22 protein-coding genes are annotated in these 22,872 nt (G+C 70.3%); 6 read left to right on the plus strand and 16 right to left on the minus strand.

All coding sequences use genetic code 11. The features are described 5' to 3' along the window. Positions 1-70: 70 nt before the first annotated feature. The 12 genes from ACIBJH_RS31495 to ACIBJH_RS31550 form a co-directional block, all read right to left on the minus strand. Positions 71-1,204 carry a polyprenyl synthetase family protein gene (locus tag ACIBJH_RS31495; RefSeq protein ID WP_399120283.1) on the minus strand — a complete coding sequence of 378 codons (1,134 nt, stop codon included), beginning with the start codon at positions 1,202-1,204 and terminating at the stop codon, positions 71-73. Beyond that, positions 1,204-2,637 carry a hydroxysqualene dehydroxylase HpnE gene (gene hpnE / locus ACIBJH_RS31500; RefSeq protein ID WP_399120284.1) on the minus strand — a complete coding sequence of 478 codons (1,434 nt, stop codon included), beginning with the start codon at positions 2,635-2,637 and terminating at the stop codon, positions 1,204-1,206. The genes ACIBJH_RS31495 and hpnE overlap by 1 nt, the downstream gene beginning before the upstream one ends. Beyond that, positions 2,634-2,756 carry a DUF6380 family protein gene (locus ACIBJH_RS31505; RefSeq protein WP_399120285.1) on the minus strand — a complete coding sequence of 41 codons (123 nt, stop codon included), beginning with the start codon at positions 2,754-2,756 and terminating at the stop codon, positions 2,634-2,636. Before ACIBJH_RS31505 ends, hpnE begins: the two co-directional genes overlap by 4 nt. Then, positions 2,756-3,706, minus strand: coding sequence for a presqualene diphosphate synthase HpnD (hpnD, locus tag ACIBJH_RS31510; RefSeq protein WP_399120286.1), 951 nt, complete (start codon positions 3,704-3,706; stop codon positions 2,756-2,758). Before hpnD ends, ACIBJH_RS31505 begins: the two co-directional genes overlap by 1 nt. Beyond that, the gene (gene hpnC, locus ACIBJH_RS31515) at positions 3,703-4,605 is read right to left on the minus strand and encodes a squalene synthase HpnC (protein WP_399120287.1); all 903 of its coding nucleotides are present in this window, start codon (positions 4,603-4,605) and stop codon (positions 3,703-3,705) included. Before hpnC ends, hpnD begins: the two co-directional genes overlap by 4 nt. A 386-nt stretch (positions 4,606-4,991) precedes the next feature. Next, positions 4,992-5,798 (minus strand): ABC transporter ATP-binding protein, encoded by an 807-nt coding sequence (locus ACIBJH_RS31520; RefSeq protein WP_399120288.1) that lies wholly within the window; start codon positions 5,796-5,798, stop codon positions 4,992-4,994. Further along, positions 5,791-6,720, minus strand: coding sequence for an ABC transporter permease (locus tag ACIBJH_RS31525; RefSeq protein ID WP_399120289.1), 930 nt, complete (start codon positions 6,718-6,720; stop codon positions 5,791-5,793). The genes ACIBJH_RS31520 and ACIBJH_RS31525 overlap by 8 nt, the downstream gene beginning before the upstream one ends. 150 nt (positions 6,721-6,870) lie before the next feature. Beyond that, on the minus strand, positions 6,871-7,743 hold the full coding sequence (locus ACIBJH_RS31530; RefSeq protein ID WP_399120473.1) for a glycosyltransferase family 2 protein: 873 nt from the start codon (positions 7,741-7,743) through the stop codon (positions 6,871-6,873). 5 nt (positions 7,744-7,748) lie between these two features. Further along, the gene (locus tag ACIBJH_RS31535) at positions 7,749-8,528 is read right to left on the minus strand and encodes a CDP-alcohol phosphatidyltransferase family protein (protein ID WP_399120290.1); all 780 of its coding nucleotides are present in this window, start codon (positions 8,526-8,528) and stop codon (positions 7,749-7,751) included. Further along, positions 8,506-9,567, minus strand: a complete 1,062-nt coding sequence (locus ACIBJH_RS31540) for an iron-containing alcohol dehydrogenase family protein (protein ID WP_399120291.1) — start codon at positions 9,565-9,567, stop codon at positions 8,506-8,508. Before ACIBJH_RS31540 ends, ACIBJH_RS31535 begins: the two co-directional genes overlap by 23 nt. Further along, positions 9,555-10,307 (minus strand): phosphocholine cytidylyltransferase family protein, encoded by a 753-nt coding sequence (locus tag ACIBJH_RS31545; protein ID WP_262057373.1) that lies wholly within the window; start codon positions 10,305-10,307, stop codon positions 9,555-9,557. Before ACIBJH_RS31545 ends, ACIBJH_RS31540 begins: the two co-directional genes overlap by 13 nt. Further along, complete coding sequence (locus ACIBJH_RS31550) at positions 10,304-12,100, minus strand: DUF5941 domain-containing protein (RefSeq protein WP_399120292.1); 1,797 nt, start codon at positions 12,098-12,100, stop codon at positions 10,304-10,306. The genes ACIBJH_RS31545 and ACIBJH_RS31550 overlap by 4 nt, the downstream gene beginning before the upstream one ends. Before the next feature lie 445 nt (positions 12,101-12,545). Here ACIBJH_RS31550 and ACIBJH_RS31555 point away from each other — a divergent pair, with 445 nt between their 5' ends. Both ACIBJH_RS31555 and idi read left to right on the plus strand, forming a co-directional pair. After that, entirely contained in the window at positions 12,546-13,490 is a 945-nt protein-coding gene (locus ACIBJH_RS31555) for a cation diffusion facilitator family transporter (RefSeq protein WP_399120293.1), read from the plus strand. Positions 13,491-13,746: 256 nt separating this feature from the next. Further along, on the plus strand, positions 13,747-14,340 hold the full coding sequence (gene idi, locus ACIBJH_RS31560) for an isopentenyl-diphosphate Delta-isomerase (RefSeq protein WP_399120294.1): 594 nt from the start codon (positions 13,747-13,749) through the stop codon (positions 14,338-14,340). A gap of 10 nt (positions 14,341-14,350) precedes the next feature. On the opposite strand, the gene ACIBJH_RS31565 is transcribed toward idi, so the two are convergent. Beyond that, positions 14,351-14,863: an ATP-binding protein gene (locus ACIBJH_RS31565; protein ID WP_399120474.1), complete on the minus strand. Its 513-nt coding sequence runs from the start codon at positions 14,861-14,863 to the stop codon at positions 14,351-14,353. Between the two features lie 204 nt (positions 14,864-15,067). On the opposite strand from ACIBJH_RS31565, the gene ACIBJH_RS31570 reads away from it, so the two are divergent. Next, positions 15,068-15,817: an enoyl-CoA hydratase/isomerase family protein gene (locus ACIBJH_RS31570; protein ID WP_399120295.1), complete on the plus strand. Its 750-nt coding sequence runs from the start codon at positions 15,068-15,070 to the stop codon at positions 15,815-15,817. On the opposite strand, the gene ACIBJH_RS31575 is transcribed toward ACIBJH_RS31570, so the two are convergent. After that, entirely contained in the window at positions 15,804-16,439 is a 636-nt protein-coding gene (locus ACIBJH_RS31575; protein ID WP_399120296.1) for a DJ-1/PfpI family protein, read from the minus strand. The genes ACIBJH_RS31570 and ACIBJH_RS31575 overlap by 14 nt on opposite strands. A gap of 422 nt (positions 16,440-16,861) precedes the next feature. Further along, a complete protein-coding gene (locus ACIBJH_RS31580) occupies positions 16,862-17,824 on the minus strand; it encodes a GlxA family transcriptional regulator (protein ID WP_399120297.1) in 963 nt (320 codons plus the stop codon). Positions 17,825-17,937: 113 nt separating this feature from the next. Here ACIBJH_RS31580 and ACIBJH_RS31585 point away from each other — a divergent pair, with 113 nt between their 5' ends. After that, positions 17,938-18,807, plus strand: coding sequence for a hypothetical protein (locus ACIBJH_RS31585; RefSeq protein ID WP_399120298.1), 870 nt, complete (start codon positions 17,938-17,940; stop codon positions 18,805-18,807). A gap of 7 nt (positions 18,808-18,814) precedes the next feature. Here the strand turns inward: ACIBJH_RS31585 and ACIBJH_RS31590 are convergent, their stop codons facing one another. Next, positions 18,815-19,549: a DUF6585 family protein gene (locus ACIBJH_RS31590; RefSeq protein WP_399120299.1), complete on the minus strand. Its 735-nt coding sequence runs from the start codon at positions 19,547-19,549 to the stop codon at positions 18,815-18,817. A 197-nt stretch (positions 19,550-19,746) separates the two neighbouring features. Here ACIBJH_RS31590 and ACIBJH_RS31595 point away from each other — a divergent pair, with 197 nt between their 5' ends. Then, positions 19,747-22,125, plus strand: a complete 2,379-nt coding sequence (locus ACIBJH_RS31595; RefSeq protein ID WP_399120300.1) for a Tex family protein — start codon at positions 19,747-19,749, stop codon at positions 22,123-22,125. Between the two features lie 105 nt (positions 22,126-22,230). Then, a complete protein-coding gene (locus ACIBJH_RS31600; protein WP_399120301.1) occupies positions 22,231-22,866 on the plus strand; it encodes a DinB family protein in 636 nt (211 codons plus the stop codon). Positions 22,867-22,872 lie beyond the last annotated feature (6 nt).

Genomic DNA, 22,872 nt, shown 5'->3' on the forward strand with positions numbered 1-22,872 from the left:
CCGTCGGCCGGTACTCGTTCGTTCGCAGCACCGGCCGGCGACTACGCGAGGGCTATTCGACCGATAGTGATCATCTCTTTCGTACGACGACGAAGTCGGCGAGCGCCGTGAACTGCGCCCGAACCCGGTCGGGCATGGTGATGGCGTCCAGGACCTCGATGGCGATGGTGTGCTGACGGCGTGCCTCTTCGGCGGTCCACTCGCGACCGCCGGCCTCCTCGATGAGCGCGGCGCGGGCCGCGAACTCCTCCTCGGAGAAGTTCTCGAAGTCACTGCTCTTGGCGTCGGCGGCGAGGATCTCGCCGAGCCGCTCGGAGGCGGGTCCGCCCGCCGCGAGCGCCGCCACCACGGGCAGGGACTTCTTGCGCTGGCGCAGATCGCTCCAGGTCTGCTTCCCGGTGGACTCCGGGTCGCCCCAGATGCCGAGGAGGTCGTCGACGGCCTGGAAGGCCAGGCCGAGGTGGTGGCCGTACTTCTCCAGGACGTCGGCGGTGCGGTCGTCCGCACCGCCGAGCACGGCCCCGATGGAGGAGGCGCAGGCGAGCAGGGCGCCGGTCTTGTTGCCCTCCATCTCCAGGCACTCCTCGACGCTGACGCGGTCGCGGTGCTCGTAGGAGATGTCCTGCGCCTGGCCGTCGATGAGGGCGCGGGTCGCGCTGGTGAGACGGCGGGTGGCGCGGCCTGCCTCGACGGTGCCCAGCTCCAGCAGGACCTCGTTGGCGAGCGCGAACAGGGCGTCGCCGACCAGGATGGCCTGCGCGGGGCCGTGCACCTTCCACACGGTGTCGCGGTGCCGGCGCTGTTCGTCGCCGTCCATCAGGTCGTCGTGCAGCAGCGAGAAGTTGTGTACCAGCTCGACGGCGACGGCACCCGGGATGCCGACCTCGGGGGCGGCACCGGTGACCTCGGCGGAGAGCACGGCGAGCGCGGGGCGCACGGCCTTGCCACCGTCGCCGGCGGCCGGGTTGCCCTCGGCGTCGATCCAGCCGAAGTGGTAGGCGGAGACGGTGTCCATGGGCGGTGCCAGACGGTCCACGGCGGCCCGCAGCACCGGTGTGGCAAGGGTCCGGCCGCGCTCCAGGAGCGCGGACACGTCCACCGCGGTCCTCGCAGCGGCCGTCTCGGCCGGGGGCACAGTGGGCACAGTCTCTCCTCTTGTCGCGGTACCGGGGGTGCGGGGGCCTGCCGCGTGCTCGTCGAGCATCACGCCGCCTCCTCGAACTCGAAGAGCCGATGGGGGCGGGGCCGGCCCAGGGCAGCGAGCGCGGCGTCGGCCGCGCTCACCCCACTACGGACCGCACTTTCCATGGTCGCGGGCCACCCTGTGGCGGTCCACGCTCCGGCCAGGTACAGGCCGGGGGCCTTGGTGCGGGCGCCGGGCCGCAGCCGTCCGACGCCGGGGGCGGGAGCGAACGTCGCCGTGCGCTCCCTGGTCACGAAGAAGTCCCTCACCTCGGCGCCGCGCGCACCGGGCAGCAGCCGTTCCAGTTCGGGGAGGTAGCGCTCGCGCAGTTCGGCGACGGTCTCGTCGATCTCGTCGTGCGCGGCGGACTGGGACAGCGCCAGGTACTGGCCGTCCTTCAGCCCGGACGCCCCGGTCCGGTCGAACACCCACTGCACGGGGCTGCCCAGCGCGGCGAAGAAGGGCCGGGCGAGCACCTTGCGGTCGTAGACGACGTGGACGTTGAGGATCGGCGCGGTGTCGATGGCGAGCAGCCGCTCAGGGGCGTCGAGGGCCCCGTCGGGCAGCAGATCGTGGGCCTCGCGCTGGGGTACGGCGAGGACGACGGCGTCGGCCTCAAGGGTCTCACCGGGAACCTGAACGCTCCAACGCCCGTTCTCGTCAGTAGAGATGGAGGTGACGCGTGTACGGACTTCGGTGCGCACGCCCGCGGAGTCGAGCGCCTTGCGGGCCAGCCGGTCGTGCAGTTCACCCAGCGGCACATGGGCCCAGCCGATGTCGGCCGCGCCCGGGTCGGAGAGCAGACCGGTCTTGAACACCATCGCGGCCAGCGCCAGCGAGGAATCGCCGGCCACCGCGTTGAGGGTGGCGACCCCCACCAGGTCCCACAGTGCCTCGACGGCACGCGCCGACTGACCGTGCGCGGCCAGCCAGCTGCCGAAGTCCTGCGTGTCCAGGGCCGGATCGTTGAGGTCGAGCGCTTTGAGCGCGAGTGCGGCACGGCCGACTTTGGCGCGCTCGGCGAGCGAGAGATGCGGGTAGGTGGCGAGGCTGCGCCCGAGATGCAGCGGCACGGGCAGCGGATCGCGCCGCAGTCTGCCGAGCCTGCGTCCCTCGGGGCGGTTCGCGTCGAGTACGGGCACGTCGAGACGATCCTGCAGCGGCGAAAGCGCCGCGCCGTCGATGCGGTCGAGGAACCAGCGGTAGGCGGTGCAGCAGCGCAGATACACGTGCTGTCCGTTGTCGACGGTGAGGTCTCCGCGCTGGAAGGAGAAGGCGAGTCCGCCGAGGCGCGGCCGGCCTTCGAGCAACGTCACGCGGACTCCGGCGTCGGCGAGCGCGAGCGCGGTGGTCACGCCGGCCAGCCCGCCGCCGACCACGACGGCATGCCGTGCGGCCCCGCCCGCCGATGGATCCGAGGGCAGCCCGTCGCCGCCCTGCGTCCCGTCGCTCATCGTGCACTCCCCCCTGTGCGCCCACCGTGGCAGGTCGTTGCAGTCAGGGACGCGACTTCAGACCGGAGGGTTGCGTGCCGCATTTCTCCGCTGACATCACCTTGGCCCACTTTGTCCATTAGGTGCGCCTCCTGAGGGTCGTGCGCGTGACGTGGCGGGTGTCCAGTCCGGACAGGCCGCGCACGGCGACGTAGGCCTTCTCGCGTCCGGGGAGCGAGACCCGGCCGCGCAGCACGGCCTCCGGCTCGCGCTCGATACGGTCCAGGAGGCGGCGGTAGATGCCGGCCATCGCGGCGACACAGGCGCCGCTGCGGCGGTCGAGCATGGGGAGCAGTCGGTAGCCCTCGGCGAAAAGGGTGCGGGCCCGGCGCACCTCGAAGTGCACGAGACCCGCGAAGTCGGAGCCCTCCGGCGGAGTCGGCCCGTTGAACCCGGCCGAACAGCCGAATTTCGCGAGGTCGTCGGCGGGCAGATAGGTACGGCCGCCCTCGGCGTCCTCGCGGACGTCTCTCAGGATGTTGGTGAGCTGGAGCGCGAGCCCCAGCGTGTCGGCGTACTCCGAGGCGCGTTCGGAGCCGCGCGCCCCCGCCTCCGTGCCGAACACGCCGAGCGAGAGCCGCCCGATCGCGCCCGCGACGCAGCGGCAGTAGACCTTCAGGTCGTCCCAGGTCTCGTAGGTCTCGCCCTGGACGTCCATGAGGACGCCGTCGATCAGCTCGTCCAGGCCGCCGAGCGGGATCGGGAAGGCCTCGGCCGCGTGCGCGAGGGCGACCGCGACCGGGTCGGTGTCGTCCTCCTCGACCTTGCCTTCGCGCACCCGGGTCAGCAGCGCCCGGGTGTCCTCCAGCCGCGCCGACTTCACCTCGGTCGCCAGCGTGCCGTCGCCGATGTCGTCGACACGCCGTGAGAACGCGTACAGCGCCGACATGGCGCGGCGCTTCGGCGTGGGCAACAGTCTGATGCCGTACGCGAAATTGCGCGCCTGTTGTCCGGTGACGGCCTCGCAGTAGCTGTAGGCGGCGAGTACCGGCGCGGACATGTGCGGAGCAGACTCCACGGTCCGGATCACCCCTCTCCTCGCAGAGTCACGCCCACCTCACGCAGCAACTGGATCTTGCCGGGTTTGGGCGGGCCGGGAAGTACGTCGTATTCGGCGGCGACGATCGCTCCGACCGCCGCCCGTCCCCCCGCCACGAACCCCGCGAGCAGCAGCTTCAGTCTGCCGTGGACGCTACCCACCAGGGGGGCGCCTTCATTCAGGAGATCGCGGGCGCGTTCTGCTTCGTATGCAACCAGTGCGCGCACCGATGCGCCCGCGGAGGGCGTGGCGAGATCCGCTTCCTGGACGTGAAAGCGCTTCATGTCCTGGGCGGGCAGGTAGATGCGGTCGCGGCCGAGGTCCTCGGTCACGTCCTGAAGGTGTTCGACGATCTGCAGTGCGGTGCAGACCATGTCGGAGAGCCGGACCCGCTCGGGGGTCTCCGTGCCGGTGACACCGAGGACGAGGCGGCCGACCGGGTTCGCGGAGAGTTCACAGTAGGCAAGGAGATCGTCGTAGGTCTCGTAGCGCGTGACGAGTTGGTCCTGGCGGTTCGCCGCGATCAGGCCGAGGAAGGGTTCCGGGGTGAGCGCGCACCGGCGGACGGTCGGCTGGAGGCGGCGCAGCAGGGGGTGGTGCGGGGTGCCGTCGAAGACCCGGCGCAGATCGGCCTCGAAGGCGTCGAGAAGGAGCAGGCGGTCCTCCGCGTCCTCGGGCGACACGCCGAGCAGCCGGGCGTCGGCGCCGCCGGGGGCGAGGTCGCCGTCGCCGATGTCGTCGACGAGGCGGGCGAATCCGTAGACCGCCATGAGGTCGGTGCGCCACGCCCTGGGCAGGAAGAAAGGCGCCACGGGGAAGTTCTCGCCCGCGGCCTTGTCGAGTGTGCCGCGCTCCGGATCACCGGTGGCGGCGGAGCCGCTTCCCGTCACCGCTCACTGCCCGGGGCGGGGACGGCACATGCTTCGGTGAGCTGGGGAGTTTCCGTAGCCATTGCCGTCACATCTCCCGTTCTACACTGCCGACCCAATACACACTATTTCGGACACGCCGCCCAGTCGTCCGCACGGTGACCCGCATTTGGGTGTCGCGCATTATCGCCCCACTTGCCGCTATTCGGCACCGGTACAGCTTACGTTGTACAACGCAGCGAGCTTCCTCGGGGTGTCCTGCACATCACAACAACACACCGATTGGCGTCAAGATTCCTTGGGCCGGGCCGAGTTGACGTTTCCTTTGCAGACGCGGGGCCCCGCCGGAGCAGTTCCGGCGAGGCCCTGGGAAGCGTTCCGGGCTTTTGCGCCCATGTGCGAGTGGACTACTTGCCCGTGAACTTCTCGTACTCCTTGATGACCTCGTCGGTCGGCCCGTCCATCCGCAGTTCGCCGCGTTCCAGCCACAGCACCCGGTCGCAGGTGTCGCGGATCGACTTGTTGTTGTGACTGACGAGAAACACCGTGCCCGCGGACTTCCGCATCTCGCGGATGCGCCCCTCGGAGCGCACCTGGAACTTGCGGTCGCCGGTGGCCAGCGCCTCGTCGATCATCAGGACGTCGTGGTCCTTGGCGGCGGCGATGGAGAAGCGCAGCCGGGCCGCCATTCCGGAGGAATAGGTGCGCATGGGAAGGGTGATGAAGTCGCCCTTCTCGTTGATCCCGGAGAAGTCGACGATGTCCTGATAGCGCTCCTTGACCTGTTCGCGGCTCATGCCCATGGCGAGACCGCCCAGGATGACGTTCCGCTCACCGGTGAGGTCGTTCATCAGGGCCGCGTTCACACCCAGCAGCGAGGGCTGGCCGTTGGTGTAGACCCGGCCGCTCTCGGCCGGGAGCAGGCCGGCGATGGCACGCAGCAGGGTCGACTTGCCCGAGCCGTTCGAACCGATCAGGCCGACGGCCTCACCGCGGTAGGCGACGAAGGAGACGCCCTTGACGGCGTGCACCTTGCGTACGCCGCGTTCCTCGCCGCGCTTGACTATGCGGCTGAGGGCGGAGGTGGCGCTGCCCTTGCCGGTCTTGGCACCGTGCACGCGGTAGACGATGTGCAGTTCGTCCGCGATGACGGTGGGGATCAGTGCCCCCGGAGCCCGGTCCACCGGGTTCTGCTCGACGCTGGGCTCAGCCACGGCCGTACCTCTCTTCCGCCTGCCAGAAGTAAACGAAGCCGCCGGCGAACAGGACCACGGCCCAGAAGGTCGCGATGGCCCAGACGTGCGGCGGCAGGTTCGAGGCGCCGTAGCCGTCGATGAGCGCGAAGCGCATCAGGTCCATGTAGATCGCGGCCGGGTTCACCTGGAGCAGGCGGACGAACACCTCGGAGCGGCCCTCCATCATCTTGCTGATGGAGAACATGACGCCGGACGTGTACATCCAGGTGCGCAGGATGAACGGCATCAGCTGGGCGAGGTCCGGGGTCTTGGCGCCCATCCGCGCCACGATCAGCGCGAGCCCGGTGTTGAAGAGGAACTGCAGCAGCAGGATCGGAAGGATCAGCAGCCACGACAGGCTCGGGTAGCTGCCGAAGCCGATCACGATGACGAACAGCACGGTCATCGAGAACAGCAGCTGCTGGAGCTGCTGGAGCGCGAAGGAGATCGGCAGCGAGGCGCGCGGGAAGTGCAGCGCGCGCACCAGGCCGAGGTTGCCGGAGATCGCGCGGACGCCCGCCATGATCGAGCTCTGCGTGAAGGTGAACACGAAGACGCCCGTGACCAGGAAGGGGATGTACACGTCCCGCGACATGCCCCGGCTGGCCTTCAGGATGACGCCGAAGATGAAGAAGTAGACGGCCGCGTTCAGCAGCGGGGTGGCCACCTGCCAGAGCTGGCCGAGCTTCGCCTGGCTGTACTGGGCCGTCAGCTTCGCCTGGGAGAAGGCCAGGATGAAGTGACGTCGTCCCCAGAGCTGGCGGACGTAGTCGACGAGTCCGGGGCGGGCGCCGCTCACGGTCAGCCCGTACTTGGCGGCGAGCTGCGGCGCCGTGAGGCCTTCGTCGGGCGACGGGCGCGGGCTCACCGCGACCCCGCCGTCATGCGTTGTCTCACTCAAGGTGTGGAAGCCTTCATGTTCGGATGCGTCTTACGATCGTCATGCGTTCGTCTTACGGAATTGTGCTACAGGAAGCGACACGTATCCGCCGCCGGACACGGTTCAGGGGCGTCCGCGCGCCGAGCGCCCGGTCACACACCGTCGAGCCTGTCAGATCACCGGGGGCCGGCCCAGTCGGGTCAGCCGCCACACCGTACGCCACTTCATGGGCCTGCGCGGTCCGCACGGAGTGGTCCAGCCCTCCTTGAAACCGCCGAACCAGGCCTGCAGGGCAGGACGCGAGGGCCGGCGCAGGAGGGTGAGCAGCAGCCACACCCCGAGGTAGACGGGGACGAGGGGGGCGGGGAGGTTGCGGCGGGCCAGCCAGACCCGGTTGCGGGCGACCATGCGGTGGTAGACCGCGTGCCGGGAGGGCGCCGTCGTCGGGTGGTACAGGACCATGTCGGACCGGTAGTCGATCATCCAGCCGGCGTCGAGGGCCCGCCAGGCGAGGTCGGTCTCCTCGTGGGCGTAGAAGAACTCGTCCGGCAATGCGCCGACTTCGGCGAAGACCTTGGTGCGGACGGCGTTGGCGCCGCCGAGGAAGGTGGTGACGCGGGAGGAGCGCATCGGGTCGGAGGCGCGCAGCCGGGGGACGTGGCGGCGCTGGGTGACGCCGGTGTCCGGGTCGGCGATGCGGAAGCTGATGATGCCGAGCCGGGGGTCGGTGGCGAAGGCCTGGCGGCACAGTTCGGCGGTGTCGTGCTGGGCGAGCAGCCCGTCGTCGTCGAGGAACATCACCATGTCGACATCTCGACCACAGGGCCCGAAGGCCTCCAGGCCGATGTTGCGCCCGCCGGGAATGCCGAGGTTCTCGGGCAGCTCTATGGTCCGGACCCCGTCCGGCACGTCCGGGACGGGCGAGCCGTTGCCGACGACGACCGCCTCGACCCGGTCGCCGTCCTGCTTAGCGACCGAGTCGAGCAACGCCCGTAGTTCGTCGGGCCGGTTGCCCATGGTGATGATCACCGCGCCGACCTTCATGCCGCTCACTTCAGCCTGCTCGACGCGAGGATCGACACCAGGTGCAGCAGGGTCTGGAGCAGCGCGATGCCGGCGAGTACGGCGACGCCGAGCCGCGAGTAGAACAGGTCGCCGCGCATCTGGTCCACGATCGCGAGGACCAGGATCAGCAGGGAGGCCTCGATGCCGAGGATCAGCCGGTGGAACTTGAAGGCGGCGGCGGCCCGCCGGGCCAGCGCCATCCCGGAGGACCGCATCTCGGCCGCGGACTCCTGCACCGGCTCCTTGCCGGTCTGGTGCCGGGCGACCCCGACCAGGTCGGTCTCGGCCTTGATCAGGATCGCGCCGAGCGCGGCCAGCGTGCCGAGGAAGGCCCACAGCCAGTCGATACGGCCGCTGCCGAACAGGTCGGCGGCGCGCAGCCCGAAGCCAACGAGCACGGCCGCGTCGGTGAGGTAGGCGCCGACCCGGTCGAGGTAGACCCCGGCCAGCGAGTACTGCTTGCGCCAGCGGGCGATCTCGCCGTCCACGCAGTCCAGCAGCAGATACATCTGGACGCACACCACGCCCAGCACGGCGCCCGTGATCCCCGGCACCAGCAGCGCCGGGGCGGCGAGCACGCCGAAGACGGTCATCAGGTACGTGAGCTGGTTGGGCGAGACCCTGGTGTTCACCAGGTAGCGGTCCACCCGCAGGGACACCTCACGCATGTAGAGGCGTCCCATCCAGTGCTCACCGCTGCGCCGGTCCTTCACCCCTGCGGGGTGGACGACGGGACGGAGTTCAGCTACCGATGGCCTTGACATAGTCGGCGTAGATGTCCTTGATCTGGTCGGTTTTCAGGTCGAGGTGTTCGAGGATCGTGTAGCGGCCGGGGCGGGTCTGAGGAGCGAACTCCACGGCGCGGACGAACTCGTCCACCGTGAAGCCGATCTCCTCCGGCAGCACCGGCAGTCCGTGCCGGCGCAGCACCTCGGCCGTGTACACCGATTCCTCGTGGGCTCCGCGCAGGTACATCGCGAAGGCCGCGCCCAGTCCGCACTGCTCGCCGTGGGCGGCGGCGCGTTTGGGGAAGAGCAGGTCGAAGGCGTGGTTGATCTCGTGGCAGGAACCGGAGGCGGGACGTGAGTCGCCCGAGATCGACATCGCGATTCCGGTGAGGACCAGGGCCTCGGCGAGCACCTGGAGGAAGCCGCTGTCCCCTATGCCCCCGGGGTGCCGCAGCACCGCCTCGCCGGCCTGCCGGGCCATGGCGGCGGCGAGGCCGTCGATCTTCTCGCCGGTGACGCGGTTGGACAGTTCCCAGTCCGCGATCGAGTTGATGTTGGAGATCGCGTCACCGATACCGGCCCGCACGAAGCGCGCCGGTGCCTCGCGGATGACGTCCAGGTCGATGACGACCGCGATCGGGTTCGGCACGCCGTAGGAGCCTCGGCCCGCGTCGTTGTCGAGGGTGGCGACCGGCGAGCACAGGCCGTCGTGCGCGAGGTTCGTCGGTACGGCGACCAGTGGCAGGCCGATGCGTGCCGCGGCGAACTTGGCGCAGTCGATGATCTTGCCGCCGCCGAGGCCCACGACCGCGTCGTAGTGACCGGCCTTCATGTCGCCGGCCAGTTGGATCGCGTCGTCGAGGGTACCGCCGCCGACCTCGTACCAGGTGGCGCCGGGCAGGCTCGGTTCGAGGCGCGCGCGCAGCCGGGCGCCGGAGCCGCCGCTGACGGCGATCGCGAGCTTGCCGGAGTGCGAGATTCGCTCGTCGGAGAGGACACCGGCCAGGTCGTCGAGGGCACCCGGGCGGATGTCCACGACGACGGGCGAGGGAATCAGCCGGGTCAGTACAGGCACGCGATCTCACGCCCCTTGGCCAGATCGTCGTGGTTGTCGATCTCGACCCACTTGACGTCGCCGATCGGGGCCACGTCGATCCGGAAGCCGCGGTTGACGAGTTCCTGGTAGCCGTGCTCGTAGAACTGCTGCGGGTCGGTCTCCCACACCGTCTTGAGCGCGTCGGCCAGTTCGGGGGTGGCGTCGCCCTCGATGAGGGTCACGCCGATGTACTCACCGGTGGCCTCGGCGGGGTCCATCAGCTTGGTGATCTTCGTCATGCCCTTGGCGGGGTCGACGACGACCTTCATCTCCTCGTCCGCAAGGGACTTGACGGTGTCGAGGGCGAGGATGATCCGCTTGCCGTCGCCGCGGGCGGCGAGCAGGGTCTTCTCGACGGAGACCGGGTGGACGGTGTCGCCGTTGGCGAGGATCACGCCGTCCTTGAGGGCGTCACGTCCGCACCACAGGGAGTAGGCGTTGTTCCACTCCTCGGCCTTGTCGTTGTCGATGAGGGTGAGCTTGAGGCCGTACTTCGCCTCAAGGGCCGCCTTGCGCTCGTACACGGCCTCCTTGCGGTAGCCGACGATGATCGCGACCTCGGTCAGACCGATCTCGGCGAAGTTGCCGAGCGTCAGGTCCAGAACCGTCGGTTCGCCCTCTATGCCCGCGGGCCCCACCGGCACCAGAGCCTTGGGAAGGCTGTCGGTGTAGGGGCGCAGACGCCGTCCGGCGCCGGCCGCCAGCACGAGGCCGATCATGCGGGTTCTCCTTCATCGTGTACGGCGGGCGCCCCTGCGGACACCCAGAAGCGGATGCTCTCGACGAGCACCAGCAGGGCCACGGCCACGGCCAGGACCGTGAGCGCGACCGGGAACTGCGACGCGGTGAGCGCGGCGGCGAGAACGGTGACGAGCAGCGTCCGCCCCTCCTGCCCCCCGATGGCGCGCACCAGCCAGGCCGGGGGCGCCCCGGCGTTGCCGCGAATGCGGTACACCGTGTCGTAGTGATGGTAGGCGACGGCGGCCACCAGGCCGAAAGCCGCCGGAAGCGCTCCGTTTACCTCCGCTTTGGCCGCGAGCACCAGGACCGTGCAGTATTCGGCCGCCCGGAAGAGCGGCGGGACCAGCCAGTCGAGGGCGCCCTTGAGGGGCTGGGAGAGGGCGAGACCCGAAGTGACGGCATAGACGACGGCACCGCCGACCGCGGTCCAGAGGTCACCGGAGAGAACCGTCGAAATAAGGACGGCGACGCCGAGCACCGCGAACAACAGCGGGGAACTCGCATAGAACCGGGTGTTCGGGCCGCGCAGCTTCGCCACGGCCGAGGCCAGCGGCCCGTTGTCCGCGAGGTCCGCCAGCGCCTGCGCCGCCCGGTCCGTCCGCCGCGCCTTCCGGGTCAGCGAGCGCAGCACCCGGCCCGCCGCCGTGTAGGTCGCCGCGAAGGCACAGCCGACGAGGAGCACGTAGAAGGTGATGCGGGGGGTTGTCACTGCCGTGAGGACGGCGATCATCGCCCATCGTTCGCCGATGGGCAGGACTATCATCCGGCGCACCCAGACCGTCCAGCCGACGCTGTCGAGCTTGTCGGAGAGGGCGGCGGTGGGGCTGGTGTTGGCGGTGGCGTCGTGGTTGGCCTCGTTGAAGGAGAAGTCCACGACGTGCCGGCAGGTCTGCAGGATCATCGCGCCGAGCGCGAGCGCCCATACGTCGTCGCCGCCCCGGGCCGCTCCCAGCGCGAGGCCCGCGTAGTAGGCGTACTCCTTGGCCCGGTCGAAGGTGGCGTCGAGCCAGGCGCCGAGGGTCGAGTACTGCAGGGAGTAGCGGGCGAGCTGGCCGTCGGTGCAGTCCAGGACGAAGGACGCGATCAACAGGACGCCGGCCGCGACGAACCCGGCGCGGGTACCGGTGGCCGCGCAGCCCGCCGCGATCAGCGCGGTGATGAGGGAGGCGGTGGTGACCTGGTTCGGGGTGAGGCCGCGGCGGGCGCACCAGCGGGCGATGTAGCGCGAGTAGGGGCTGATGAAGTGGGTGGTGAAGAAGCCGTCGCGGGACTTCACGGCCGACTTCAGGCGTACGGCCTCGTCGTCCACGGCGGCGACGGCCTGGCGTGCCTCGCTGCCGGCCTGCGCGTCGGCGGGGACCGTGGCGACGAGGCTGCCCAGCTCGGCGTGGTGCACGTCCGAGCCGTCGGCGTCGAGGGCGGTGACGATGCGGTCGGCGAGGTTGTCGAGGAGGGTCGTGCCGCCGCCGGCCGAGTTCTCCCGGGCCATCGCGCGGGTCAGGGCCTGGCGGCCGGCCGGCTGCGCGGTGACGGCGCCCGGTACCGCGGCGAGCGGGAAGCGGGGGTCGGTGAGGCCGAGGCGCAGCGCGTGCCGGTGACCGACGAAGCGGGCGTCCACGACGGCGACGCGCCGGTCGCCCGGAACGGCCGCGAGCAGCGTTTCCGCCTCGGTGGCGTCGGCGGCGATCCGGACGTCGAAGCCGAGCGAGCGCAGGTCGTCCTCGATCGACGATCCGGGGACCGGCTGACCGGTGAGGATGGCGGTCGACAACCGAACTCACTCCCTGGTGCCGGCGCGTGGGCGCCGGTCATGTGCATGGTGGTGGCGCCCCTTGGGTGGCACCCGGGCGGCATGTCGGCAGAGGCTATCGGATGCTCTCAAGCCCGTGTTCACCGGCCGTTCATAGGCTGATCAACAGGATCTGCAGGCGCCTCCGCCGAGATCATCATCAGGGATTCGGGCCCCGGCCGACAAACCGCAGCTGCCAGAGCGGGCATCGCCGGACATTCCGCGGAGCCCGCGACGGCGGTCCACCGCAGCGGGTGTCCGGCGGCCCCGCCTTCCACCCCCTCTCGCACACACTCCGCGCCACCCCGACCTGCGATCCGTTTGCGCAGGTCAGGGCACATGACAACGGTGTTCAGTGCCGCGTTGCCCTATACCCCCCACCCGTAGTTCACTGTGGTTCCGGGCAGTCATCAGGAGGGCGGCTTTCATGGGGGCAGGGCACGACCACGGGCATTCCCACACGCACGACGCTCCCGTCACCGGTACGGCCGCCGCCGCGTACCGGGGCAGGCTGCGGGTCGCGCTGGGGATCACGCTCATCGTGATGGTGGTCGAGGTGGTCGGCGGGCTGCTCGCGGACTCCCTGGCGCTGATCGCGGACGCGGCCCACATGGCGACGGACGCGCTCGGGCTCGGCATGGCGCTGCTCGCCATCCACTTCGCCAACCGCCCGGCGGCCGGCAACCGCACCTTCGGCTACGCCCGCGCGGAGATCCTCGCCGCGCTCGCCAACTGTCTGCTGCTGCTCGGCGTCGGCGGCTACGTCCTGTACGAGGCGGTCCAGCGGTTCGTCGCACCCGCCGACACCGAGGGCGGGCTGACCGTCGTGTTCGGTCTGGTCGGCCTGGTCGCGAACATGATCTCCCTCACGCTGCTGGCGCGCGGCCAGAAGCAGAGCCTGAACGTGCGCGGGGCGTTCCTGGAGGTGGCCGCCGACGCGCTGGGCTCCCTCGCGGTGATCGTCTCGGCCCTGGTGATCCTGACCACGGGATGGCAGGCGGCCGACCCGATCGCCTCGCTCGCCATCGGCCTGATGATCGTGCCGCGCACGCTCAAGCTGCTGCGCGAGACCCTGGACGTACTGCTGGAGTCGGCGCCCAAGGACGTCGACATGCGGGAGGTGCGCGCCCACATCCTGGCCCTGGACGGCGTCGAGGACATCCACGATCTGCACGCCTGGACGATCACCTCGGGCCTACCGGTGCTCTCCGCGCACGTGGTCGTCGGCTCGAACACGCTGAACGCCATCGGCAACGAGAAGATGCTCCATGAACTCCAGGACTGCCTCGGCGACCACTTCGACGTGGAGCACTGCACCTTCCAGCTGGAGCCCGGCGGGCACGCGGAGCACGAGGCGAAGCTCTGTCATTGACGACGTGATGGACGACCGACCGGCGTCTGACCGGCGTCTGACCGACGACTGACCGGCGCCTGACAGAAGCCGACGGAATCTGAGGGAAGTCGACCAGGTCGGACGGAACGCAACCGTCCGGTGCGCACCCATGTCCACACTCCCGTGACCCCACCCCCGGACGGTTCCCCCGTCGCCGCGCCGGGCACGATGAACTGCCGGGAGTGCCGGATTCGTACGGCAGACTTGGCTTTGAAGACCGATGTGAAGGATGGGTATGCCGATCACACCTGCCACCGCGACGCACAGCTCGTCGAACGGCACCGCCGAAGCGATCCTGCTCGAACTGGTCGACGAGAACGGCGTGACGATCGGCACCGCGGAGAAGCTCTCCGCCCACCAGCCACCGGGTCGGCTGCACCGCGCCTTCTCCGTCTTCCTCTTCGACGAGCAGGGTCGCTTGCTGCTCCAGCAGCGGGCGCTCGGCAAGTACCACTCCCCCGGCGTCTGGTCCAACACCTGCTGCGGTCACCCCTACCCCGGCGAGGCGCCCTTCGCGGCGGCGGCCCGGCGGACGTACGAGGAGCTCGGGGTGTCCCCCTCGCTGCTCGCCGAGGCGGGCACGGTGCGCTACAACCACCCGGACCCGGCCTCGGGCCTGGTGGAGCAGGAGTACAACCACCTCTTCGTCGGCATGGTGCAGTCCCCGCTGCGGCCGGACCCGGAGGAGGTGGGCACGACCGCGTTCGTGACCCCCGCCGAGCTGGCGGAGCGGCACGCGAAGGACACCTTCTCGTCCTGGTTCATGACCGTGCTGGACGCGGCCCGCCCGGCGGTCCGCGAGCTGACGGGCCCGTCCGCGGGCTGGTGACCGCCCGGCCCTACGGCACCCGCGCCACGGTGAGCGGCAGCGCGGCCCAGATCACCTTGCCGCCGCCCGCCGTATGCTCGACGTCGCACACGCCGCCCGCATCCCGGGTCACCTCGCGCACCAGCAGCAGTCCCCGGCCACCGGTCTCGTCGTGGCCGGCCACGAGGGCGGTCGGGCGGTAGGGGTGGTTGTCCTCGACGGACACCCGCACCCACTCGGCGCCCACGGCGACCTCCACCGCGAGTATCGGCGACAGCAGCGCCGCGTGCTTGACCCCGTTGGTGACCAGCTCGGAGACGATCAGCAACAGCCCCTGCAGCAGGTCGTCCGTCAGGGGCACGCCCTGGCGGAGGAGCAGGTCCCGCACGGCGTGTCGCGCCTGCGGGACGGAGGCGTCGACGGCGGAGGCGGTGAACCGCCAGACTCCCTCGTACGGCAGCGGACCCGGCGGGGCGGGGGCCGGAGGATCGTCCCCGACGCCGCCTTCTGGGCGGGGGCCTGACCCACGCCCATCGTTCTCCATCGTCCGGTCGCCACCCTTGCGCTCGATTGTCACCACCCGACGAGTGTTGGCAACGACCCGCTCCACCCCCTACGACTGAACAGAAGTCAGCAGTTTTCGGGTGTATTACGACCGCTTCCGCCCGACATGGTCGCGTGTCGGACCGCTCGTGTTCCGATCATGCCGACTTCGCGAACTCTTCCGGTTGTACGTAGCATCCAGCGCATGGAGCCCCGCCTGCTGCACGAGGTCACCGACTCGGTCGCCACCGTCGTCATCCACCATCCCGGCAAGCGCAACGCGATGACGGCCGCGATGTGGCGCGCGCTGCCGCCGCTGCTCGACACACTGGCGGCCGATCCGGCCGTACGGGCGCTGGTGCTGACCGGCGAGGGCGGCACGTTCTGCGCCGGGGCCGACATCTCCGCGCTGCGGGAGTCGCCGGGTGAGGCGCAGGGGCTCGCGGTCCTCGCGGAGGAGGCGCTGGCGGCGTTCCCGAAGCCGACGCTGGCCGCGATCCGGGGTCATTGCGTGGGCGGCGGCGCGCAGTTGGCGGCGGCCTGCGATCTGCGGTTCGCGGAGCAGGGGGCGCTGTTCGGGGTGACTCCGGCGAAGCTCGGGATCGTGTATCCGGCGTCCTCCACCCGGCGGTTGGTGTCGCTGGTGGGTCCCGGGACCGCCAAGTACCTCCTCTTCTCGGCCGAGTTGATCGACGCGGAGCGGGCGCTGCGCACCGGGTTCCTCGACGAACTGCTGCCCGAGGGCGAACTCGCCAAGCGCGTCACGGAGTTCACCCGGGTACTGGCCGCCCGCTCACGCCTGACACAGGCCGCGGCGAAGGAGTTCGCCAACGGGCGTACGGACAGGGACGGTTACTGGACCGAGCAGGCCCGCGGCAGCGACGACACCGCGGAGGGCGTCGCCGCGTTCCTGGAACGCCGCGAGGCGCGCTTCACCTGGACTACCCGAGAATGAAGCGGCTCCTGGCCCGGAACTCCGCGACGAGATGCGCGGGCGCCTTCTCCGGGGACCCCGCGTCGTAGGGCGGCTGCGGGTCGTACTCGGTCAACAACTGTACGGCCTGGGCGTGTTCGTCGCCGGCGATCCGGCCGAGCAGGGTCAGACCCATGTCGATGCCGGAGGAGACACCGGCCGCGGTGACGTACTTGCCGTCGGTCACCACACGTTCCCCCGTTGGCTCGACACCGAACCGCTTCAACTCCTCCAGGGCCAGCCAGTGCGAGGTCGCGCGCCGGCCGTTAAGGAGCCCCGCGGCGGCCAGCAGCAGCGAGCCTGTGCACACCGAGGTCGTCCAGGTGCTGGTCGCGTCGACCGTACGCAGCCAGTCCAGGAGGGTCTCGTTCTCCATCTGCGGGGTCTGGCCGGGGCCGCCCGGGACGACCACGATGTCGGGGCTCGACACCTCAGCCAGGGTCCGGTCGGCGACGAGCGCCAGATTCCCGCTCTCGTTGCGGACGGGGCCGGTCTCCTCGGCGACGAAGACGGTCTCCGCGTCGGGGAGACGGCCGAGGGTTTCGTAGGGGCCCACGGCGTCGAGAGCGGTGAAGCGGTCGAAGAGGACGATGGCGATTTGCATTGGGGGCCTTTCGGGGTGGGGGTGGGCTGTGGGCGGGTGCTGTTGGTTCGGTGAGGGCTTGTGCGGTCGGCGGTCGGCGGTCGGCGGTCGGCGGTCGGCGGTCGGCGGTCGGCGGTCGGCGGTCGGCGAGCTACGGTCGTCAGGTGATGGGCTGCCGTCGACAGTCGACGAGCCGCGGTCAACCGTCGACAATCTGCAGTCGACGAGCTGCGGGCTGCAATCGGCGGTCGACGGTGAGCGGTCGGCGAGCCGCGGTCGACGGTCGACAATCTGCAGTGAACGATTTGCGGTCGGCACTCGGCGGTCGACGGTAGGCAATCGGCAGTCGACGACCCTCAGTCGCCAATCGGCGGTCGCCAATCGGCAGGCCGCAGGCCGCAGGCCGCAGTCGGAGATTGCCGGTGCGTCAGGTCTGTCCGCGTTCAGCGCGCGTCTGTCGCCGGTGCAGGGCGGAAGCGGCGGCGGTATTCCGCCGGGGCCGTGCCCAGGGATTTGAGGAAGGCGCGGCGCATGGCCTCCGGGGTGCCGTAGCCGCTGGCACGGGAGATCTCCTCGATGCCGTCGCCGGTGTCCTCCAGGAGGCGTCGGGCGTGTTCGAGGCGGACGCGGTCGACGTAGCGGCCGGGGGTCATGCCGGTCTCTGCCCGGAAGGCGCGGGCGAAGTGGCGGGGCGAGAGGCGGGCGCGGGCGGCCAGGGAGTCGACGCCGAGATCGTCGCCCGGATGCTCGGTGATCCACTGCTGGACCTCGCGGAGGGGTTCCCGGCAGGCCGTCTGGGCGGCGAGTTGGGCGCTGAACTGGGCCTGGTTCCCGGGCCGACGGAGGAAGACGACCAGGTGGCGGGCGATGGTCAGTGCCGCGTCCCGGCCCAGGTCCTCCTCGACCAGCGCAAGTGCAAGGTCGATGCCCGAGGTGACACCGGCCGAGGTGGAGACAGGTCCGTCGCGGACGTAGATGGGGTCGGGTTCGACCGTCACGGCGGGATGGTCACGGGCGAGTTCCGCGCAGTACGCCCAGTGCGTGGTGGCCCGCCGGCCGTCCAGCAGGCCCGCATCGGCGAGCACGATCGCTCCGGTGCACACGGACACCAGACGTTCGGCGCGCGGCCCGTGCTCGCGCAGCCAGTCGGTCAGCCGCGGGTCCGGAGCACGCGCGCCCGGGCCGCCGGGGACGAGCAGGGTGTGCGGGGCGGGCGCGTCGGCGAGGGTCGAGTCCGGTACGACGGTCAGGCCGCTGGAGGTGTGTACCGGTCCGCCGTCCAGGGAGGCCGTACGGATGCGGTAGGTCCCCGGTGCCAGTTTCTCGGCGCCCGTGAAGACCTCCAGCGGGCCGGTGACGTCGAGGCTCTGCACATCGTCGAAGAGGACCACCAGGACGGTTCGCATACCGTCGATTGTTCGCGTTCCACATGGTGGCCGCAATGACGAGTACCCCACCTTTCCTGCCATCCGATGCCCGCTGCTGGAGCGCGTACCGACCAGTCGGTAACGTGACCGTCATGACTACTGCCGCCGTCGATCCCCGTGCCGGGCGCCGCTGCCACAACGCGCTCAACTCCCTGCACGCCACGCTGTACTTCTCGCCCGATCTGGGGAGGGAGTTCGCGGAGCTGGGAGTGACGGACTCCAGGGCGATCAACTTCGCCGCGCGGGCGGCGGCGCTGGGACGGGTCGGGCCCGGCGTGGTGGCGGCGACCTTCTACAACTACAAGTACGAACTCGTCGCCCAGCACGTGCCCGCCGTGTGGGAGATCGTCTCCCCGGAGCAGGCCCTTCAGGCACGCGCGCGTGCCGTCGACGCGACCTTGCGCCGGCTGCTGGACGACGACGTGGTCGAGTCGGACGAGATGGCGGAGGCCGCGCGGCTGGCGCTGCGGGCCGCCGAGGCGTGCACGCGTGCCGCCCGCCCCCTGTACGCCGCGTACGCCGACCTGCCGGTCCCCGAAGAGCCGCACCTCGCGTACCTCCACGCCGCGACCCTGCTCCGCGAGCACCGCGGGGACGGTCACCTCGCCGCCCTCGTGTCCGCCGAACTCGACGGCCTGGAGGCCGTGGTGAGCCACACCGCGACCGGTAAGGGCATGACCCCGAAGTGGGTGTTCGGCACGCGCGGCTGGAACCAGGAGGAGTGGGACGCCGCCGCGGGACGGCTGCGGAAGCGCGGACTGCTCGACGGGGACGGCGAGTTGACCGAGGCGGGCGTCGCGCTGCGCGCCGGGATCGAGGCGGAGACCGACCGGCTGGACCGGGCACCCTACGAGCACCTGGGCGCCGAAGGGGTCGTACGACTGACCGAGCTGGCGACCGGGTTCGCCCGGCGCGCGCTCGCCGCCGGGGCCTTTCCCGCGAATCTGCTCGGCAAGAGCTAGCAAGGGCTCACGCGCTGCGGTGCTTGTCCACCATGGCCAGGAACACCTGAAGATTCGGGACGCTCTTGGCCATGGCGCGGGCCCAGAAGGCCGGTTCGCCGGTCTTCGTCACGGCGACGGCGCCACCACCGAGCTTGACCTGTCCGACCTGGGTCCAGGGCAGCAGCTGCTTGCGGTGCGCGACGCCGGCGGTGGAGAGGTCGAACTCGCCGAAGTCCAGGACCTCGCCGGCCAGGAACGCCTGCTGCGCGGTGGCACCTTGGGCCCGGAGTACCGCCGTCTGCATGGCCGGGGCCCAAGTGCGGGGGTTTTCGTAGAAGTTGGTGACGGTCACGCTCGCGCCCGGGCTCGTCGCCACGCAGGTGTACAGGATCGGGCCCGGTATGCCGTTGATGATCTTCTGTACCTGCTCCTCGTAGAGCCTGATCCGGTCCCACCGCACGGCCACCGCACCCGCGCCCGTCTCCTGGTCGGCGATCATGCCGTGCTCGAACAGGTGCAGTCGCTTGGCCGCCTGCCGGGGGTTGAAGTCCGGGGTGCGGCGGAGCGCCACGTAGTAGAAGATCACGGCCGGCACCACGAACATGAAGAACAGCACCGCGAGCGTCAGGTAGAACGACGACTTCACGAACCACCCGAACCGCTGGGGTCTGAAGGTGGCGACGAGCGCACCCAGTTCGTGCTGTGCCGCCAGTTCGGCGACGGCGGGGGACGGGGGCGAGAGGGGGACTGTCGCGGGCATGAGCCTCAACTTCGCTGGGAGTGGTGTCAGTTGTCTGTTGCCTGCCCATACCAGGCGATACCCGCAGCCTGTCCTACTCCGCTCCCGCCGTCCAGAAGATCACGGAAAATCGAATCCAGGACTGCGCCCTGATCCCCGAGTGTCGGTGCCACCTGCCACAATTGCCGCGCAACCTCAGTGGAGAAGGCGGTACGGGCGTGACGACACCCCTCGTAGGGTCCATCGAAGGCAGGATCGCCGAGGAGCTCGGCGTACGGGAGCGGCAGGTGAAGGCCGCCGTCGAGCTGCTCGACGGCGGTTCGACGGTGCCCTTCATCGCCCGCTACCGCAAGGAAGCGACCGAGATGCTCGACGACGCGCAGCTGCGCACGCTCGAAGAGCGGCTGCGGTATCTGCGGGAGCTGGAGGAGCGGCGGACCGCGATCCTCGAATCGGTGCGCGAGCAGGGCAAGCTCACCGAGGAGCTGGAGGCGCAGATCCGGGCCGCCGAGACCAAGGCGCGCCTTGAGGACATCTACCTCCCGTTCAAGCCCAAGCGGCGCACCAAGGCGCAGATCGCGCGCGAGGCCGGTCTTGAGCCGCTCGCGGAGGGCCTGTTGGGCGACCCGTCCGTGGAGCCGCCGGCCGCTGCCGCCGCGTTCGTCGACGCCGACAAGGGGGTCGCCGATCCGCAGGCCGCCCTGGACGGCGCCCGGGCGATCCTCACCGAGCGGTTCTCGGAGGACGCCGACCTGATCGGCGAGCTGCGCGAGCGGATGTGGGGGCGCGGGCGCCTCGCCGCGAAGGTGCGGGAGGGCAAGGAGGAGGCGGGCGCCAAGTTCGCCGACTACTTCGACTTCTCGGAGCCGTTCACCGCACTGCCCTCGCACCGCATCCTGGCGATGCTGCGCGGCGAGAAGGAGGACGTCCTCGATCTCGTCCTGGAGCCCGAGGAGGCCACCGAGGGGCCTTCTTCCTACGAGGGGATGGTCGCCCACCGCTTCCAGATCCTCGACCGGGGCCGTCCCGGCGACAAGTGGCTCCAGGACACGGTCCGTTGGGCCTGGCGCACCCGCATCCTGGTGCACCTCGGCATCGACCTGCGGCTGCGGCTGCGCACGGCGGCCGAGGACGAGGCGGTCAACGTGTTCGCCTCGAACCTGCGCGACCTGCTGCTGGCCGCCCCGGCCGGCACCCGCGCGACCCTCGGCCTGGACCCCGGTTTCCGTACGGGCGTGAAGGTGGCCGTCGTCGACGCGACCGGCAAGGTCGTCGCCACGGACGTCATCTACCCGCACGTTCCGGCCAACAAGTGGGACGAGGCCCTCGCCAAGCTGGCCCGGCTGTCCGCGCAGCACTCGGTCGACCTGATCGCGATCGGCAACGGCACGGCGTCCCGCGAGACCGACAAGCTCGCCGGTGAACTCATCACCAAGCACCCGGAGTTGAAGCTCACCAAGGTGATGGTGTCCGAGGCCGGCGCGTCCGTGTACTCGGCGTCCGCGTTCGCCTCGCAGGAACTGCCCGACATGGACGTGTCGTTGCGCGGCGCCGTCTCCATCGCGCGCCGACTCCAGGACCCCCTCGCGGAGTTGGTGAAGATCGACCCCAAGTCGATCGGTGTCGGCCAGTACCAGCACGACCTGTCCGAGGTGAAGCTGTCACGTTCGCTGGACGCGGTGGTCGAGGACTGTGTGAACGGCGTCGGCGTGGACGTCAACACGGCCTCGGCGCCGCTGCTTTCACGCGTCTCCGGCATCACCTCCGGCCTCGCCGAGAACATCGTGTCGCACCGCGACGCCAACGGCCCCTTCACCTCCCGCACCCAGCTGAAGAACGTGGCACGGCTCGGCCCCAAGGCCTACGAGCAGTGCGCGGGCTTCCTGCGCATCCGCGGCGGCGACGACCCGCTCGACGCGTCCAGCGTGCACCCCGAGGCGTATCCGGTCGTACGGCGGATGGTGAAGACGGCGGGCAGCGAGGTCGCCTCGCTGATCGGCAACACGGCGGTGCTGCGGTCGCTGAAGCCGACGGAGTTCGTGGACGAGAAGTTCGGTCTGCCGACCGTGACCGACATCCTGAAGGAGCTGGAGAAGCCGGGGCGCGACCCGCGGCCCGCGTTCAAGACGGCCACGTTCAAGGACGGCGTCGAGAAGATCTCCGACCTGGCGCCCGGGATGGTCCTGGAGGGGGTCGTCACGAACGTCGCCGCGTTCGGGGCGTTCATCGACGTCGGCGTCCACCAGGACGGACTGGCCCATGTTTCCGCCCTGTCGAAGACGTTCGTCAAGGACCCGCGGGACGTGGTGAAGCCGGGGGACATCGTCAAGGTGAAGGTGCTTGATGTCGACATTCCGCGGAAGCGGATCTCGTTGACGTTGCGGCTGGAGGATGAGGCGCAGGCCTCCGGCGGGGAGCGGCGGCAGCAGGGTGGGGGCGGTGAGCGGCGACAGCGGGGTGGGCGTCCGCCTCAGCAGCGGCAACAGCAGGGCGGCGGCTCGCGCCAGGCCGCGGCCCCGCCGCCCGCCAACAGTGCGATGGCGGATGCTCTGCGCAAGGCGGGCTTGCTGGACCCGGGCAAGAAGGGCAAGCGCTGACGGATCCGGCGGTCAGGTCGTGGGGAGCTGCGGGCCGGTGGGGGCTGGGCGCGCAGTTCCCCGCGCCCCTTCAGGGCGCGCAGCGCCCTGCTGAACAATGGGCGCATGATCACACCGGACTTCAAAGCGGACCTCCGCGTCATCCTCCAGGACAGCCGTGACACTCTCCTCTGGAAGCTCGAAGGGCTGTCGGAGTACGACATCCGGCGGCCGATGACACCGACCGGGACCAATCTGCTGGGGCTGGTCAAGCATCTGGCCGGAGCCGAGGGGTTCTACTTCGGAACGGTCTTCGGACGGCCGGTCGAGGCGCCGGAGTTGTGGATCGCAGGGGCCGCCGAGCCGAATGCGGATCTGTGGGCGACGCCGGACGAGACGCGGGAGCAGATCGTCGGGGAGTACCGGCGGATATGCGCGCACTCGGACACGACGATCGAGACGCTGCCCCTGGAAGCGATCGGCCACCTGCCCGGTGAACCGGGGCGCGAGATCACGCTGCACCGCACCCTCGCCCACATGATCTACGAGACGTCCCGGCACGCGGGCCACGCCGACGTCGTACGAGAACTCATCGACGGAGCGGCGGGCCAGCGGGCCGAGGGCGACAACATGGCGCCGGGCGACGCGAGTTGGTGGGCGGAGCACCGGGAAAAGGTGGAGCGCGCCGCAAAGGAGGCCGCAGGTGAGCGCCCTTCAGGGGCGCGGGGAACTGCGCGACCAGCCCCCACCGGCCCGCAGTGAACGCAC

This window comes from Streptomyces sp. NPDC050548 (assembly GCF_044457385.1).
In the GTDB taxonomy this organism is placed as follows: Bacteria; Actinomycetota; Actinomycetes; order Streptomycetales; family Streptomycetaceae; genus Streptomyces.

Coding starts and splice junctions, on each gene's coding strand:
- ACIBJH_RS31495 (WP_399120283.1), bottom strand. CDS start 1,204: ATGCTCGACGAGCACGCGGCAGGCCCCCGCACCCCCGGTACCGCGACA.
- hpnE (WP_399120284.1), bottom strand. CDS start 2,637: ATGAGCGACGGGACGCAGGGCGGCGACGGGCTGCCCTCGGATCCATCG.
- ACIBJH_RS31505 (WP_399120285.1), bottom strand. CDS start 2,756: ATGGACAAAGTGGGCCAAGGTGATGTCAGCGGAGAAATGCGGCACGCA.
- ACIBJH_RS31530 (WP_399120473.1), bottom strand. CDS start 7,743: ATGAAGGTCGGCGCGGTGATCATCACCATGGGCAACCGGCCCGACGAA.
- ACIBJH_RS31535 (WP_399120290.1), bottom strand. CDS start 8,528: ATGTCAAGGCCATCGGTAGCTGAACTCCGTCCCGTCGTCCACCCCGCA.
- ACIBJH_RS31545 (WP_262057373.1), bottom strand. CDS start 10,307: ATGATCGGCCTCGTGCTGGCGGCCGGCGCCGGACGGCGTCTGCGCCCC.
- ACIBJH_RS31555 (WP_399120293.1), top strand. CDS start 12,546: ATGGGGGCAGGGCACGACCACGGGCATTCCCACACGCACGACGCTCCC.
- idi (WP_399120294.1), top strand. CDS start 13,747: ATGCCGATCACACCTGCCACCGCGACGCACAGCTCGTCGAACGGCACC.
- ACIBJH_RS31565 (WP_399120474.1), bottom strand. CDS start 14,863: ATGGAGAACGATGGGCGTGGGTCAGGCCCCCGCCCAGAAGGCGGCGTC.
- ACIBJH_RS31570 (WP_399120295.1), top strand. CDS start 15,068: ATGGAGCCCCGCCTGCTGCACGAGGTCACCGACTCGGTCGCCACCGTC.
- ACIBJH_RS31575 (WP_399120296.1), bottom strand. CDS start 16,439: ATGCAAATCGCCATCGTCCTCTTCGACCGCTTCACCGCTCTCGACGCC.
- ACIBJH_RS31580 (WP_399120297.1), bottom strand. CDS start 17,824: ATGCGAACCGTCCTGGTGGTCCTCTTCGACGATGTGCAGAGCCTCGAC.
- ACIBJH_RS31585 (WP_399120298.1), top strand. CDS start 17,938: ATGACTACTGCCGCCGTCGATCCCCGTGCCGGGCGCCGCTGCCACAAC.
- ACIBJH_RS31590 (WP_399120299.1), bottom strand. CDS start 19,549: ATGCCCGCGACAGTCCCCCTCTCGCCCCCGTCCCCCGCCGTCGCCGAA.
- ACIBJH_RS31600 (WP_399120301.1), top strand. CDS start 22,231: ATGATCACACCGGACTTCAAAGCGGACCTCCGCGTCATCCTCCAGGAC.